We start from the raw sequence: 14,778 nt of genomic DNA on the forward strand, positions 1-14,778 counted from the left end.
GCGTCTGACCGACGGGTCCCGGCCGACCAGGCCGGGACCCGTCGGTGTTCTTGTGAGCCTCGCGACCGACCGGGGCAGGCGGGTCAGAGCACGTGCAGGGCGACACAGAGCCAGCGGCCCCGGCGATGTTCGAGGCGCAGGGCCATCGCCCAACTTCGGCCGCCCGTGCCGGTGAGGACGGCTGCCGCCTCCACTGCGGTCTCCCGGGGCTCACAGACCCGCAGGCGTAGCAGCCGGACCAGTGGCCGGCCGCTACGGCGGCGGGATGTCCCGGCCCGGCCGGATGCGCGGGCGAGCTCGGTCAGCAGGTCGCCCGCTCGGGTCGGGTCGAGTAGCGCTCGCACCTGGGTCGGCGAACGGTAGCCGTTGACCACCTCCAGGCAGGTGCCGACGAAGCGGTGCGCGGCCCGGGTGGTTTCCGGTGCGGTCGACGGCGGCAACGACGCGACCGGGTGGGTGGTGGACCGGCTGGGCACCGGGCGCAGGGCTGCTCGCCGCTCCGCCGGCCGGACCGGGCTGGGCCGGGTGGAGGCGAACAGGTCGAGGGCGAGTTGACCGTCGGTCGGCCCCGGCCAGTACGACCCGTCGCTCTCGTCCACGTAGGGCGGGTCGAAGGGCGGAACGGGGCGTAGCCGCACTGGTGGTCGCGAAGGACCGGGTCGTGCTCCGTTCATCAGGGCCCCTTCGATCTTGCGTTTGCCTACGTTTGCCTCCGACAAGCTCGATTCTGAGTGACAGAACGGCCTCGGTCAATGGCTTCGCGGTGGCCTCGACTGGACGGAGGGCATGATCCACTCGGGTTTCTTGATAGCGCGGTGTCCCAGCGGCCTCAATGCCCCGACTTCCGTGAAACCGAGTGGATCATCCGCTCGGGCGGGGCTCGGCGCGTCGGATGGGCGGGCGGGCTGGGGCTCTGCTACTCGGGGTCGCGGTCGACCAGCGGGTTGCTCTGCACCCAGTCTGCCGTTTCATCGTATTTGCGCGCTATGTACTCCTCCAGCCGGGTGCGCTCTACGCGCCACTGGCCGCGCCCGCCGATCTTGATCGCCGGCAGTTCACCGCTGCGCACCATGTGGTAGACCTGCGAGTCCGACACGTTGAGCTCGGCGGCCACGTCGGAGAGCAGCAGGAACCTGGGTTCCACAGAAACTCCCGGGGTTGATGTCGTTTGGCTCAGTTTGCCACCGACAGACCTCGCCGCCCAGCGCCGCACCGGTTCAGTGGCCGACCAACCCGCGCGGACACACCGGCGGGAAACTTCCACCGGCCGGAGGCGGGGTGTATGACGGTCACGGCGTGCGGCATGATCTGCGCCCGTGCCGGCGGCCGCCGGTGGAGGACGACGCGGGGAGACGACCGGTGACCGACGAGCTTGTCCGGGTGTACGTGCCGGCGACCGTACCGATGCTGGCCCGGCTTCGCGAGGAGGGGCTGGCCGCCGACCAGGCGCACGCCGTGACTCCGGCGCTTCGTGAGTGGTACGCCGAGGGTGACGAGGAGGAGTTGGAGTACGTCGCCTTCACCCGCGCAGCCCAGGACGCCCTGCACCTGCTCCGGGCCGATCCGACCGCTCCCCGGCGTCGCGTCGTCGTCTCGGTCGACCTGCCGTCGGCGGCGGTCGGGCGCGGCGACGGTGAGCTCGGCTCCAGCGTTGTGACGTTGACCGACGCCGTGCCGGTGGGTGCCGTCGCGGCCATCCACGTGGATAGCGCGGACGCGGCCGAGGAGGTCGGCGCGGCTGCCGACGTGGTGGCCGAGGCGGCGGCTGGTGACCCGGACGCCCAGTTCACCGTCGACGGCGCCGAGGACCACGAGCTGGAGTGGTACGACGTGACGGAGCTGGACCAGGTTCTCAACGCCACCGACTGACCGGGAACACCGGCCCAGACCGCCCGAGCTGCCCCCGGCTCCGATCATGGAGTTGTGGTGGTGAACATAAGCCGCACAGGCGGGTGAACCGCCCACCACAACTCCATGATCGACCGGGAAAGGGGGGCGGCTGCGCGGGGCGGGCTCAGCGCGTTGGGTCGGCCTTTGCCGGGTCGGCTTCGGAGGTTTCAGGTGCGTCGAACGTCTCGGCCGGGTCGGCGTCGAACGCCTTGGCGTAGCCCGGCTTGTCGTCCGCCGGGTCGGCCTGGTCCGCGACGGGGTTCGGGTCGCTGGCGGGTTCGTCGTCGTCACTGTGGGCGGGGCTGAGCGTGCGGCCGAACGCGATGAGCGCGGTCAGCGCCCCCACGAAGAGCACCCAGATGCCGTTGTCGACCCGCGAGGTGCCCAGCGAGGTCTGGGCTACCGCGTCCGCCTCACTGAGCGCGCTGGCGAGGTCGAGCAGCGACCGGCCACCAACCCTGATGATCACTTCGGCGAGCAGCAGGAGGAGCCCCGGGCCGGCGCCGGCGAGCAGGTACGCCGGCCAGCGCAGCGTCGGTGCCTCGGGATCGCGGCGGACGGCTCGACGCCGCGCCCAGGTCAGGTAGCCGAAGGCCAGTAGCCCGGCGAGCAGCCCGGCGACGAGCGATTCGGTACGGGAAACCCACTTGGCTGCGTTGATCAACGACTCCTGGCTGTCGCCGGAGCCGAAGAGGTCGAACAGCGGGTCCCGGGCGCGGCTGAACGCGACCACGAAGATCAGCGTGCCCAGGGCGGCGGTGACCACAGCACCGATCGCCGGGGCGGTCCGCGCGCCGGCCAGCGCGCCCCCGATGATCGCCGCGGCCGCCGTGGTGCCGGCGATCACGTTGGTGGTGGACGTGTCGAAGTAGGTGAGGTTGATGGCCACCGCGGCGGCGAGCCCGACCAGCATTCCGCCGCCGATCGCCCCGGCGAAGCGCAGGGTGGCCCAGTCGCCGTACCGGCGGGCCAGCAGGTTGCCGGCGGCCAGCGCGACGGCCGCCCCGGCCACCAGCGCGGCCGAGATCACGCCGGGCAGGGCGAACGCGGAGAGGCTGATCGCCGTGACCCCGGCCGCCGCCGAGGTGATGGCCTCCCGGGTGGACCAGAGCATGGCGGCCAACCAACCGAGCGCCAGCAGCGCGAGCACTGCGGCGCCGGGGGCGGGAAGCGGCCGACTGCCGGCGCTGGCCGCGTCGACCGCCGGCTCGTCCGACTCAGCGGCCGGGACGCGGCCGGGCTGCTTGGTCATCGTCTCCCCTTCGAGGCGGCAGGTCACCGACCATTCAGGGTACGCGGGCCTGCTGGCCTGCCTGTCGCCCCGGGACGGCGGGACGGATCGAGGCCGGTCGGTAAGGGGAGGAGGGGTGGGGCGGTCCTTGGCGCGGGGCGGTGGCGGAAGTGGGTCGCGCGGCCCGTCGTGGGAGAATCACGGGAGGTCCCGCCGCTGCTCGGCCTCCCGTGCGGCGTCCGGTGTCCGGCCATCCGGTCGGTGCCCGCGGGTCCGGTTTCGCCACTGCTGTCGAGATCGCCAGGAGCCTTGATGGATGCCGTGTTCTCCGTTCCCGAGCCGCGCAACGAGCCGGTTCGCAACTACGAGCCGGGCAGCCCCGACCGGGACCGGCTCCAGCGGCGGCTGACCGAGCTCGCCGCCGAGCGCATCGACCTGCCGATGACCATCGGCGGTGAGCAGCGGATGGCCGGCGGTGATCCGATCAACGTGGTGCAGCCGCACAAGCACGCCCACGTGCTGGGGGTGACCGGGCACGCCACCCACGACGACGCCCGCGCCGCGACCAGGGCGGCCAAGGACGCCGCGCCGATGTGGCGGGCGCTGCCCTTCGAGGAGCGCGCCGCGATCTTCCTGCGAGCCGCCGAACTGCTCGCCGGCCCCTGGCGGGACACGCTCAACGCCGCCACCATGCTCGGTCAGTCGAAGACCGCGATCCAGGCGGAGATCGACGCGGCGTGCGAGTTCATCGACTTCCTGCGGTTCAACGTGCACTTCGCGCGTCGCCTGCTCGAGGAGCAGCCGGCGTCCTCGCCCGGCGTCTGGAACCGCTTCGACCACCGGCCGCTGGAGGGCTTCGTCTACGCGGTCACCCCGTTCAACTTCACCGCCATCGCCGGCAACCTGCCGTCGGCGCCGGCCCTGCTGGGCAACACCGTGGTCTGGAAGCCGGGCCCGACCCAGCAGTTCGCCGCGCACTTCACGATGCGGCTGTTCGAGGCCGCCGGCCTGCCGCCCGGCGTGATCAACATGGTCACCGGTCGGGGCGAGGAGGTCTCCGATGTCGTGCTCGCCGACCCGGATCTGGCCGGCATCCACTTCACCGGTTCGACGAAGGTCTTCCAGCAGTTGTGGCGGACCGTGGGCGACAACATCTCCCGTTACCGGGGCTACCCGCGCCTGGTCGGCGAGACCGGCGGCAAGGACTTCGTCGTCGCGCACACCAGCGCCGACGTGGACGCTCTGCACACCGCGCTGATCCGTGGCGCGTACGAGTACCAGGGCCAGAAGTGCTCGGCGGCCTCGCGGGCGTACGTGCCGCGCTCGATCTGGGAGGGTGGGCTGCGGGACCGGCTGGCCGCCACCGCCGACTCGCTGACCTACGGCGACGTGACCGACTTCGGCAACTTCGGCGGTGCGGTCATCGACGACAAGGCCTTCGCCCGGCACACCGCCGCGCTGGAGCTGATCGCCGGTGACGACAGCTGCCGGGTGCTGGCCGGCGGCACCGCCGACGACTCGGTCGGCTACTTCGTGCGACCGACGCTCTTCGAGTGCGGCGACGCCGCTCACGAGACCTTCACCACCGAGTACTTCGGGCCGATCCTGGGCGTGCACGTGTTCGACGACGCCCGCTTCGACGAGGTCGTCGCGCAGGCGGAGTCGATCGCCCCGTACGCGCTGACCGGCTCGGTGTTCGCCACCGACCGCCGGGTCGTCGAGTCGGTCGGCGAGCGGATGCGGTACGCGGCCGGCAACTTCTACATCAACGACAAGCCGACCGGCGCGGTGGTCGGGCAGCAGCCCTTCGGTGGCGCCCGCGCCAGCGGCACCAACGACAAGGCCGGCTCCTGGCTGAACCTGGTCCGCTGGGTCTCCCCGCGGACGATCAAGGAGACCTTCGTGCCGCCGACCGACCACACGTACCCCCACATGGGCTGACCGGCGACGACCCGCCGGCGGCGCGTGGGCGCCGCCGGCGGGATGCCCGGAATGTGGCAATCCATCGATAGTCCTCAACGGACAGTCTGCCGCCGACAGTGCACTTAGGAAGTCCTGTCGGGTGGCAAACCGGCAAATCCTGGACGCCGGGTGCGCAAAGTGGCAGCGTAGTGGCCATGGCGGATTCCGGAGTCAACCCTACGGCGGCGGCCCTTCTCGGCCTCCTCCACGAGGGCCCGATGACAGGCGGTCAGTTGATGGCCGCCGCTGAGCGCCGTCTGGCGCCGTACTGGTCGATGACCCGCAGTCAGGTGTACCGCGAGTTGCCGGTGCTGGCTGAGCGGGGTTACGTGCGGCTCGGCAAGCCGGGCCCGCGGATGAGCCAGCCCTACGCACTCACCGCCAGCGGAAAACGGACGTTTTCCCGCTGGCTCGCGGAGAACCCGGGGCGGGACACCATCCGCAACCCGATAGCGCTCCGGATGGCGTTCGGCAACCTGCACTCCGCCAGCCAGCTGAAGGGCCTTTACGCCTCGGCCAACGAATACCACACCGAGGCCCTCGCCCAGGTGCGGGAGCAGGTGAAGAACGCCAAACGGGACGGCGAGACGTACGACGCCAGCGCGCTGGAGTTCGCCGTCGCCTACCACCGGGCGGCCCTGTCGTGGTTGAAGTCCGCCCCCGTCGGGTGATGGTCGGCGGGTTCGCGCATAGGGAACGAGCTGCTCCGCTCCCGACGCAGTACGCTTGTCTGTCGTGACCGCTGCCGATTACGCCGAACAGCTCAAGGAACTCGACGCGACCCTGCGAAACATCGAGGCCGTCCTCAACCTCGACCGGCTCCACGAGGACAAGGCCCGCCTGGAGCAGGAGGCCTCCGCCCCCGATCTGTGGGACGACCAGGCCAAGGCCCAGCAGGTGACCTCGCAGCTGTCGTACGTCAACGGCGAGATCAGCAAGCTGGGCAGCCTGCGCTCCGGGCTCGACGACGCCCAGGTGCTGCTGGAGCTGGCCGAGGCCGAGGCCGACCCGGGTGTGCTGACCGAGGTCGAGTCGGAGATCACCGGGCTGACCAAGGCCATCCAGGAGATGGAGGTCCGCACCCTGCTCTCCGGCGAGTACGACTCCCGGGAGGCGCTGGTCGCCATCCGGGCCGGCGCGGGTGGCGTGGACGCCGCGGACTTCGCCGAGATGCTGCTGCGGATGTACCTGCGCTGGGCGGAGCGGCACGGCTACCCCACCGAGGTCTACGAGACGTCGTACGCCGAGGAGGCGGGCCTGAAGTCGGCCACCTTCGCGGTCAAGGTGCCGTACGCGTACGGCACGCTCAGCGTCGAGTCGGGCACGCACCGGCTGGTCCGGATCAGCCCGTTCGACAACCAGGGCCGTCGGCAGACCAGCTTCGCGGGTGTCGAGGTTCTGCCGGTCACCGAACAGACCGACCACATTGACATCCCGGAGAACGAGGTTCGGGTCGATGTCTACCGCTCCTCCGGGCCGGGTGGGCAGAGCGTCAACACCACCGACTCGGCGGTGCGCCTGACGCACATTCCGACGGGCATCGTGGTGACCTGCCAGAACGAGAAGTCCCAGTTGCAGAACAAGGCCTCCGCGCTGCGGGTGCTTCAGGCCCGGCTCCTGGAGCGCAAGCGCCAGGAGGAGGAAGAGAAGATGGCCGGCCTCAAGAGCGGCGGCACGAGCTCGTGGGGCGACCAGATGCGCTCCTACGTCCTGCACCCGTATCAGATGGTGAAGGATCTCCGAACCGAGCAGGAGACCGGCAATCCGAGCGGGGTCTTCGACGGCGACCTCGACGATTTCATCGAGGCCGGCATCCGTTGGCGCAAGCAGCGTCAACTCGCCAACGACACTGCGTGACGGCTCGCGGGCGGAGCGCGTCATCGATCTCCAGGTAGAGGCCTGATTCGACGACGCGCGCCGGATCTGTGGGGCGTGGGGCTTGGCTCAGTTGTTACACCGCGTAGACTCACCACCCGTGATTCAGCTTGAGCAAGTGACGAAGACGTACCCGAAGGCGTCCCGGCCTTCGCTCGACAACGTGTCCGTCTCGATCGAGAAGGGCGAGTTCGTCTTCTTCATCGGTCCATCCGGCTCCGGCAAGTCCACGATCATCAAAATGCTGCTGCACGAGGTGGCCCCCAACAAGGGGCGCGTCGTCGTCAACGGCAAGGACGTCACGTCGATGCGCTCCTGGAAGCGACCCCACTTCCGGCGCTCGATCGGCTGCGTCTTCCAGGACTTCCGGTTGCTGCCCAACCGCACCGCCTACGAGAACGTGGCGTTCGCCCTCGAGGTGATCGGCAAGACGAAGGCGGTTGCCCGCCGGGTCGTGCCGGAGGTGCTGGAGCTGGTCGGGCTCGGTGGCAAGGAGCATCGCTACCCGCACGAGCTCTCCGGTGGTGAGCAGCAGCGGGTCGCCGTCGCCCGGGCGTTCGTGAACCGTCCGCTGATCCTGCTGGCGGACGAGCCCACCGGAAACCTGGACCCGGACACCTCGATCGAGATCATGCGTCTGCTGGACCGGATCAATCGCACCGGCACGACCGTCGTGATGGTCACCCACGACTCCAACATCGTGAACCAGATGCGCCGCCGCGTCGTTGAGATTGAGAGCGGTCGCATCGTGCGTGACCAGGCCCGCGGCGTCTACGGGTGAGCCGGCGCTCCACCCCTGCGCAGCCTGACGACGAACACCTCATGCCGGAGACCCGGAGGAAACCCCGATGCGCGTGAAATACGTCCTGTCCGAGGTACTGGTCGGACTGTGGCGCAACGTGACCATGTCCATCGCGATGATCATCACGATGGCGGTCTCGCTGACCATGCTCGGCGCCAGCGGTCTGATGTACCGCCAGGTCGACGACATGAAGGACCTCTACTACAAGAACATCCAGGTCTCGATCTTCATGGAGCAGGAGGTCAGCGAGCAGCAGCGCACCGACCTGCAGACCAAGCTCGACGGCGACCCCCTGGTCAAGGAGGTCATCTACGTCGACAAGGCCCAGGCGTACGAGCGCTTCAAGTCGATGTACCAGGACGCGCCGGATCTGGTCAACGCGGTCAAGCCGGACCAGCTGCCCGAGTCCTTCCGACTCACACTGAACAATCCGGAGCAGTACAAGAACGTCTATGACCAGTACAAGGACACGGAGGGTGTCGAGGAGATCGTCGACCAGAGTCGACTGCTCGACAAGATCTTCAACATCCTCACCGCGATCCAGAACATCGCCCTGGCCGCCGCCATCGTGATGGCGGTCGCCGCACTGCTGCTCGTCGCGAACACCATTCAGGTGGCCGCGTACAGCAAGCGGCGTGAGGTGGCGGTCATGAAGCTGGTCGGCGCGTCCAACTGGTTCATCCAGGCGCCGTTCGTGCTGGAGGCCGTGGTGGCCGGCCTGATCGGTTCACTGCTCGGTCTGGTGGCCCTGGTCGCGGCGAAGTATCTGCTCTTCGACGGGTCGCTGAGCGCGTTGCAGGGTCTGCTCTCGCCGATCACCTGGGGCGACATTCTGTTCATCTTCCCGCTGATGGCCGGCGTCGGTGGTCTGGTCAGCGCGGGCACCGCCTGGATCACCCTGCGCTTCTACCTGCGGGTCTAGGCACCGTACGGGTCGTCCCGTGGTCTCCCGAGGACCCTCCCGCAGCCGGAAATAAACGGCGCGGGAGGGTCCTTGTGATTCGGGTAGCATGATCGGTTGTCCGGCCGGGGTGAGCCCGGCCGCGGACGCCAGGAGAGGGGGTGGCACCGATGCCACGGGAAAAGGGGCGCAAGGTGGTCGCCTCCAACAAGAAGGCGCGTCACGACTACGCCATCTTCGACACGTACGAGGCGGGCATGGCGCTGACCGGCACCGAGGTCAAGTCGCTGCGGGCCGGGCGAGCGTCACTTGTCGACGCGTTCGCGCAGGAACGTGACGGCGAGTTGTTCCTGCACGCGATGCACATCCCGGAGTACACCCAGGGCACCTGGACCAACCATGAGCCCCGGCGTACCCGCAAGCTGCTGCTCAACCGGGGCGAGATCGACAAGCTCCTCGGCAGGACCCGCGAGGGCGGTTTCACCATCGTCCCGTTGCAGGTCTACTTCTCGGACGGCTGGGCCAAGGTCGAGATCGCCCTGGCCAAGGGCAAGAAGTCGTACGACAAGCGCCAGGATCTCGCCAAGCGCGACGCGGACCGGGAGATCGCCCGGGTGTCCGGTCGACGCGGCAAGGGAATGGACGACTAGTTCATCCTGTTTGTCCGGGTCGGCGCGCCGGCCCGGGGCTCGGGATGAAAGCTGTTGCGGCAGGCGTTAGTCTTGTCAGTGCCGCCACATCGGCGGCCTGTCGAGGGGGTGACTGGTTTCGACTTCGTACGCAGCGACAGGGGAAGCGAGCCGAGGAAGCCGACGTCGTCTCGAGAATCGGTCGTCGGAAACTTATAAGCGCCAAGCAAAATCGCGCTGACTTCGCTCTCGCCGCCTGAGGCGAGTAGGTAAGTCTGTCGGCCTGGGAACGCCTTCGTCCCAGTAGCCGGCATCAGCTAGGAGGCTGGCCAATCGGACCCGGTCGCGGGGTCCGTGCGGCGAGATTAATCAGCGACTGGGCCCGTCACACCAACTTGCTCGCGTGAGCGGTGGGGCCGAGTAGAGGCACAGCGAGCTGCGCTCGGAGAAGCCCTGACAAACCGGCGAAGGACCCGGGTTCGATTCCCGGCACCTCCACCACCTCGAACGAAGCGCCCCGGCCCACCAGCCGGGGCGCTTCGTTGTTCGCGGGGTCTTACGCTGCCTCCTGTGACCAACCAGGAGCTGCGCCTGTCGGTCGGCGCGTCGCCCGGCCAGCGCGTCGTGGCGGTCGTGTTCGGCGTCCTGCTCGCGGCCGTCGGCGCGGCGTTCGTGGCGCTGCCCCTCGTCGCCGATGGGCTGCTGCGCCGACTGACCGGCCGGGGTGACGCGTTCGCCTCCTATGAGGAGGCTCGCGACCTGCCACCGGGGCTGTTGCCGCCCGGGCTGCGCGACTCCGTCGACCCGAACCAGTCCGGTCCCAGCCCGTTCGTCGGCCTGTGTGGTCTGCCCTTTGTGCTGCTCGGCCTCTACCTGGTGCTGCGGGTGCTCCGTACGGCCGCCTGGCTGGACGGCAGCCGGGCTCGGGTACGCGGTGCGCTGCGCACCCGCACCGTCGACCTCGCCACCGCCCGGATCGAGTCCGGTGCGGTGTCGTACCGCGAGGCGGACGTCGACGACCCGGCCGGCGAACCGCAGGCGCGGGCCATCCTCGCGACCGACCCGGGGAGCGCCCGGGGAGTCACCATCCCACTGCGCGGCATGGGGCTGCCCGTCCTGCCGCCGTCGGAGCTGCGGGCGCTCGCCGAGGCGATCACGACGGGTCGAGCGGGCGACGAGCCGGCCGGCGACGCGCGCGCCGTGGCCGACCACCTGCGCCGGCTGGCAGAGCGCCCGTCGGCCGACTGAGGCGCTCGTACGTCCCAGGAGGCGCGTGCGGCGCTGGCGCTGCACCAGCGTGGCTGGTGGGGTCAGTGGGTTCAACGGGGCAGATGAGACGGCTCAGGGCCCTGGACAGGGCGGGCCGGGCAGCCTCACCATCGCGGTATGGGGTAGCAGAGCCGCCGTGCGGGAGGTGCCAATGGTCACCGGTCCGGTCCAGCAGCCGTCAGTCGTCGCCCAAGCGCGCGTCGCGCATCCGGCGGGGCTCCCCGCCGATCCACATTCCATCGGTCTGCCCGGCGTGCCGCGCCCGGCCGGCCTCGCCGGTGACGTGCACGCCCTCGGCCGGGCCGTCGCCGTAGCGAGCACCGAGCCGTGCTGGCGCGAGGAGGTGCTCCTTCGCCTGCGTCCGGTGCGCCACGGCTTCGCCGAGCACGTCCGGGTCACCGAAGGTTCCACCGGCCTCTACCAGGAGTTGCTCAGCCAGTCGCCACGACTGGACCACGGGGTGCGGCTGCTGACCCGGGAGCACGTGGCGATCGTCGCCGCGATCCTGGCGGTTCAGCAGATCGCCGAGCGGCCCGAGACGCGCCCCGATGAGCTGCGACACCGGGCCGGGCACCTGCTGCGGCGGTTGGCCCGACATCGGCGGCGCGGCGCCGACCTGCTCTGGGAGGCGTACCAGACGGATCTGGGTGGCGAGACCTGAGTTCAGGTCGGGAACCGGCCGGTCGGCGGAGGCGTCGAACCGTGCATGAATCGGCTCGCCCTGCTGCTCGTACTCCCGTTGCTGCTCCTGACGGGCTGTGCCGCGACCGACGCCGGTCCGGCCGGCGGCCCGCCCAGCCGCACGGACGGGGCGGAGGCCTTCGCCCAGCGGGCCGCTCAGGTCGCCGAGGCGTGGCGGCCCGGCGTCGAGTGGCGCACGGGTTACGTGCCGTTGGAGGGGCCGACAGTGCTCACCGGTGACCCGGGCTTCACCCCCGAGACCGAGGCGGCCTTCCGGGCCGGGTGGTACCGCGAGCAGGTCGGAATACCGCCCACCCGGGTCGGCGGCGAGATCCAGTTCCCGGACGGCCGGTTGACGCTGCCGTTGGTCAGTGCTGCCGAGGCGTACCGGCAGCTCGACCAGGGTGACCCGCTGCCCTGCCCGGGGCGGCCGAAACGGCCCGGACGGCCCACCCCCGGCGGCCCCACAGTCGAACCGGGGCCCGACGGGTGGGTCACGAGCAGCACGCAGACCGCCTGCCTCCCGCTCACCGTCACCGCTGTCACGTTGGGCGCCGTGCCGGTGCGCACGAGCCGTGGCGTGGCGCAGGTCCCGGCCTGGCTGTTCACCATCAAGGAGCTGACCACGCCGGTGGTCCGGCTCGCCGTCGCGCCGACGGCGGTCACCCCCGTGCCCGAGCCGACCACGCCGGCCCGGCCGTTGCCGGACGGGTTGGTGGCGGCCCAGGACCTGGCCGCCGTCGACGGCGCCCGGTTGACAGTGCGCCTCGGCGTCGGCGCGTGCGACACCGGGATCACGCCGTTGGTGTGGGAACGGCCGGACGTCGTGGTGGTCGGTGGCGGCGTCACCCGGGCCACCGGCGAATGCATCGACCTGCTGAAGGTGGAGCCGGTCACCGTGACCCTGGCGACACCGCTGGGCAGCCGACCGGTGCTGGACGTCCTCACCGGCGCCCCGCTGTCGATCGGACCGCGCTGACGCGGTTCAGAGGATGCTGGGCACTTCGGTGCTGATCGGTACCGGCACCACGGTGGGCCGGTCGGCGCGCAGCCCGGCGGAGAGCGCCGCGCCGAGCTGGTCAGGGGTCTCCACCACCTGCGTGGCACAGCCGTAGCCGGCCGCGATCGCGACGACGTCCAACCCCGGCAGGTCCAGGCCGGGCACCCCGGGAGTGTGCTTCAGCTCGGCGAACGCCTTGAGGATCGCGTACTGCTGGTTGACCGGGACGACGACCACCACCGGCAGTGCCAGGCGCGCGGCCGTCCAGAGCGCCTGCACCGAATAGTGGAAGGAGCCGTCGCCGATCACCGCCACCACCGGGCGACCGCGCCCGGTGTCCCGTTCGGCCAGTGCGATGCCGATGGCCGCCGGCAGGCCGTAGCCGAGGCCGCCGCTGGCCATCGTGAAGTACGACGCCGGGCGGGTGATCCGCAGCTGACGACGCAGCGCGGACAGATTGGAGGGTGACTCCTGGATGAGCACGCCGTCGGGCGGCCAGTGCGCGGCCAGTGCGGCGAACAGGGCGTCGGCGCTCAGCGGGGTGCTGATCTCCGGTGGCGCGAGCGCCTCCCGTCGCCTGGGTGCCGGCCGGTCGCTCGGCGGCACCCCTTCGACCAGCGCGGCCAGGGCCAGTCCCGGATCGCTGAGCAGGCTGTCACCGACCGGGGCCCGCGCGGCCTCGTCGGGGTCGTCAGTGATGTGCAGCAGGCGGGCGCCGTCGGGCAGGTGCCCGCCCGGCACGTACGGGTAGTAGCGGAACACCTGAGCGCCGACGACCAGCACCGTGTCGTGCCCGCGCAGCGCCTCGGCGAGCGGACCGATCGCGTACGGCAGCACGCCGCGAAAGTGCGGGTGGTCCTCGGGGAACACCGACCGTTCGGTGGCGGGTGCCGACCAGACCGGCGCGGCGAGCCGCTCCGCCAGCGCGACCGCTGTCGACCAGCTCGCGGAGCGGTCCACCCCCGGCCCGTACACGAGCACCGGGTTGCGGCTGCCGGCCAGCACGCGGACGAACTCCTCCAACCGCTGGGGGTCCGGCGCGAACCGGGTGGCCACCGTTCGCGGCGCGGGCGGCGGGTCGGCCGGCTGGGCCCAGTCGTCCATCGGCAGGGAGAGGAAGACCGGCCCGGCCGGTGGCTGCACCGCCGTCGCGTACGCCCGCAGCATCGCGGCGGGGATGTCCTGCGCCCGAGCCGGCTCGTAGGCCCACTTCACGTAGGGCTGCGGAAGTTCGGTGGGCCGGCGGCTGGCCAGCCGGGGTTCCAGGAGCAGCATCTCCCGGGTCTGCTGGCCGGCGGTGACGATGAGCGGGGTCTTGTTGTGCCAGGCGGTGACCAGGTTGCCCATGCCGTTGCCGGTGCCCGGTGCGGTGTGCAGGTTGACGTGGGCGGGCATCCCGGTGGCCTGGGCGTAGCCGTCGGCCATCGCGACGGCCGTCGCCTCATGCAGCGCGTGGACGTAGTGGAAGTCGGCGGGGAAGTCCTGGAGGAACGGCTCCTCGGTGGAACCAGGGTTGCCGAAGACAGTGGTCATACCGAGGGTGCGGAGCACGTCGTACGTCGCGTCCCGGACAGTTGCCATCGCACCCGCCTCCGTTTCGCGGGCAGGGGCAACCGCGCTCGCCCTCCCGATCAGCCGAATCTATCGGGATGTGACGGACCTTTCGGGCGTTTCTCGGCCGTCGGTGGCCCCGATCGGTCGATCACCGGGAGCTCCGCCGCCGGGTGCGTCGGCCCTTCGTCTTAACTGTCCGATCACCCGCCGGTCAGACCTTAGCCAGCACCCAGCACGCAGGCTATGGTGCCAGGCATGGCGTTGACAGCGCGGCTGAACCCGATGCGGCGGGCGGATCCGGTCGATGACCGGCGCCCGGCGCGGGCTCACGGTTGACGGGTGTGTGGCATGCAGGGAGAGGGCCAGGCGATCGGCGGACGAGCGATGGAGTCGATGACCGGGCGGCTGCTGGTCGCGACTCCGGCGCTCAAGGATCCGAACTTCGACCGTACGGTGGTGATGCTTGTCGCCCACGAGCCTGGCGGCGCGCTCGGCGTGGTGCTGAACCGGGCCACCGAGGTGCCGGTGGCCGAGGTGCTCGGTGACTGGAGCGACCTGGCCCGCCACCCGGCGGTGCTCTTCGAGGGTGGCCCGGTGCAGCCCGACTCGGCCATCTGCCTCGCTCGGATGCGGCACCCGATGCGCCGGGTGAAGGGCTTCCACCAGGTTTCCGGAGCGGTCGGCACTATCGACCTCTCGGTCGACCCGGAGCGGCTGCGGGAGAGCATCGGCGGCATCCGGGTCTTCGCCGGCTACTCCGGATGGGGCAGCGGCCAGTTGGAGCAGGAGATCGCCGACGGGTCCTGGTTCGTGCTGGACGGGCTGCCCGGGGACGCCTTCGTCGACCGGCCCGACGACCTGTGGCCGATGGTGCTGCGCCGACAGGGCGGGATGATGGCCGCCGTCGCGCACTTTCCGCCGGACGTGGCGCTCAACTGACCCGGCCCGGCGGGGGACCCCGCGAGATGACCATGCGGGCCGGTC

At 70.6% G+C, this 14,778-nt stretch carries 15 protein-coding genes and 1 other RNA gene; 12 read left to right on the forward strand and 4 right to left on the reverse strand.

Annotated elements, in window-relative coordinates; translation table 11 throughout:
• Positions 1-83: 83 nt before the first annotated feature.
• A complete protein-coding gene (locus tag AB0B68_RS10270; protein ID WP_357259118.1) occupies positions 84-674 on the reverse strand; it encodes an Rv3235 family protein in 591 nt (196 codons plus the stop codon).
• A 242-nt stretch (positions 675-916) separates the two neighbouring features.
• Positions 917-1,144 carry a helix-turn-helix domain-containing protein gene (locus AB0B68_RS10275; protein ID WP_355005552.1) on the reverse strand — a complete coding sequence of 76 codons (228 nt, stop codon included), beginning with the start codon at positions 1,142-1,144 and terminating at the stop codon, positions 917-919.
• 215 nt (positions 1,145-1,359) lie between these two features.
• Here AB0B68_RS10275 and AB0B68_RS10280 point away from each other — a divergent pair, with 215 nt between their 5' ends.
• Complete coding sequence (locus AB0B68_RS10280; RefSeq protein WP_357203324.1) at positions 1,360-1,869, forward strand: hypothetical protein; 510 nt, start codon at positions 1,360-1,362, stop codon at positions 1,867-1,869.
• Between the two features lie 145 nt (positions 1,870-2,014).
• Here AB0B68_RS10280 and AB0B68_RS10285 read toward each other — a convergent pair whose 3' ends face one another.
• Positions 2,015-3,142 (reverse strand): hypothetical protein, encoded by a 1,128-nt coding sequence (locus tag AB0B68_RS10285; RefSeq protein ID WP_357203327.1) that lies wholly within the window; start codon positions 3,140-3,142, stop codon positions 2,015-2,017.
• Positions 3,143-3,433: 291 nt separating this feature from the next.
• Between AB0B68_RS10285 and pruA the strand changes: the two genes are divergently transcribed.
• The 10 genes from pruA (at position 3,434) to AB0B68_RS10335 (ending at position 12,219) form a co-directional block, all read left to right on the forward strand.
• Positions 3,434-5,062 carry an L-glutamate gamma-semialdehyde dehydrogenase gene (gene pruA, locus AB0B68_RS10290; RefSeq protein ID WP_357203330.1) on the forward strand — a complete coding sequence of 543 codons (1,629 nt, stop codon included), beginning with the start codon at positions 3,434-3,436 and terminating at the stop codon, positions 5,060-5,062.
• Between the two features lie 176 nt (positions 5,063-5,238).
• Positions 5,239-5,754, forward strand: coding sequence for a PadR family transcriptional regulator (locus AB0B68_RS10295; RefSeq protein WP_238666587.1), 516 nt, complete (start codon positions 5,239-5,241; stop codon positions 5,752-5,754).
• Positions 5,755-5,818: 64 nt separating this feature from the next.
• Complete coding sequence (prfB, locus tag AB0B68_RS10300) at positions 5,819-6,940, forward strand: peptide chain release factor 2 (RefSeq protein ID WP_357208119.1); 1,122 nt, start codon at positions 5,819-5,821, stop codon at positions 6,938-6,940.
• Positions 6,941-7,058: 118 nt separating this feature from the next.
• Positions 7,059-7,739 (forward strand): cell division ATP-binding protein FtsE, encoded by a 681-nt coding sequence (gene ftsE, locus AB0B68_RS10305; protein WP_030331491.1) that lies wholly within the window; start codon positions 7,059-7,061, stop codon positions 7,737-7,739.
• A gap of 67 nt (positions 7,740-7,806) precedes the next feature.
• Entirely contained in the window at positions 7,807-8,682 is an 876-nt protein-coding gene (gene ftsX, locus AB0B68_RS10310; protein ID WP_112582377.1) for a permease-like cell division protein FtsX, read from the forward strand.
• 149 nt (positions 8,683-8,831) lie between these two features.
• Complete coding sequence (smpB, locus tag AB0B68_RS10315) at positions 8,832-9,311, forward strand: SsrA-binding protein SmpB (protein ID WP_124854050.1); 480 nt, start codon at positions 8,832-8,834, stop codon at positions 9,309-9,311.
• A 104-nt stretch (positions 9,312-9,415) separates the two neighbouring features.
• Positions 9,416-9,791, forward strand: a transfer-messenger RNA (tmRNA) gene (ssrA, locus tag AB0B68_RS10320).
• A gap of 69 nt (positions 9,792-9,860) precedes the next feature.
• Complete coding sequence (locus tag AB0B68_RS10325) at positions 9,861-10,538, forward strand: hypothetical protein (RefSeq protein WP_357208088.1); 678 nt, start codon at positions 9,861-9,863, stop codon at positions 10,536-10,538.
• A gap of 157 nt (positions 10,539-10,695) precedes the next feature.
• Entirely contained in the window at positions 10,696-11,220 is a 525-nt protein-coding gene (locus tag AB0B68_RS10330) for a hypothetical protein (RefSeq protein WP_357259121.1), read from the forward strand.
• 45 nt (positions 11,221-11,265) lie between these two features.
• A complete protein-coding gene (locus tag AB0B68_RS10335; protein WP_357208092.1) occupies positions 11,266-12,219 on the forward strand; it encodes a hypothetical protein in 954 nt (317 codons plus the stop codon).
• Positions 12,220-12,225: 6 nt separating this feature from the next.
• Here the strand turns inward: AB0B68_RS10335 and mdlC are convergent, their stop codons facing one another.
• Positions 12,226-13,821 carry a benzoylformate decarboxylase gene (gene mdlC / locus AB0B68_RS10340; protein WP_357259125.1) on the reverse strand — a complete coding sequence of 532 codons (1,596 nt, stop codon included), beginning with the start codon at positions 13,819-13,821 and terminating at the stop codon, positions 12,226-12,228.
• 321 nt (positions 13,822-14,142) lie between these two features.
• On the opposite strand from mdlC, the gene AB0B68_RS10345 reads away from it, so the two are divergent.
• The gene (locus AB0B68_RS10345; RefSeq protein ID WP_355005543.1) at positions 14,143-14,733 is read left to right on the forward strand and encodes a YqgE/AlgH family protein; all 591 of its coding nucleotides are present in this window, start codon (positions 14,143-14,145) and stop codon (positions 14,731-14,733) included.
• Positions 14,734-14,778: the final 45 nt, after the last annotated feature.

Source organism: Micromonospora sp. NPDC049049, from assembly GCF_040649115.1.
Lineage (GTDB): Bacteria > Actinomycetota > Actinomycetes > Mycobacteriales > Micromonosporaceae > Micromonospora.

What these genes read in the sequence shown, in the direction of transcription:
- AB0B68_RS10285 (WP_357203327.1), bottom strand. Translation starts at nt 3,142, where the DNA reads ATGACCAAGCAGCCCGGCCGCGTCCCGGCCGCTGAGTCGGACGAGCCG.
- AB0B68_RS10345 (WP_355005543.1), top strand. Translation starts at nt 14,143, where the DNA reads ATGCAGGGAGAGGGCCAGGCGATCGGCGGACGAGCGATGGAGTCGATG.
- ftsX (WP_112582377.1), top strand. Translation starts at nt 7,807, where the DNA reads ATGCGCGTGAAATACGTCCTGTCCGAGGTACTGGTCGGACTGTGGCGC.
- AB0B68_RS10295 (WP_238666587.1), top strand. Translation starts at nt 5,239, where the DNA reads ATGGCGGATTCCGGAGTCAACCCTACGGCGGCGGCCCTTCTCGGCCTC.
- smpB (WP_124854050.1), top strand. Translation starts at nt 8,832, where the DNA reads ATGCCACGGGAAAAGGGGCGCAAGGTGGTCGCCTCCAACAAGAAGGCG.
- pruA (WP_357203330.1), top strand. Translation starts at nt 3,434, where the DNA reads ATGGATGCCGTGTTCTCCGTTCCCGAGCCGCGCAACGAGCCGGTTCGC.
- mdlC (WP_357259125.1), bottom strand. Translation starts at nt 13,821, where the DNA reads ATGGCAACTGTCCGGGACGCGACGTACGACGTGCTCCGCACCCTCGGT.
- AB0B68_RS10270 (WP_357259118.1), bottom strand. Translation starts at nt 674, where the DNA reads ATGAACGGAGCACGACCCGGTCCTTCGCGACCACCAGTGCGGCTACGC.
- AB0B68_RS10335 (WP_357208092.1), top strand. Translation starts at nt 11,266, where the DNA reads ATGAATCGGCTCGCCCTGCTGCTCGTACTCCCGTTGCTGCTCCTGACG.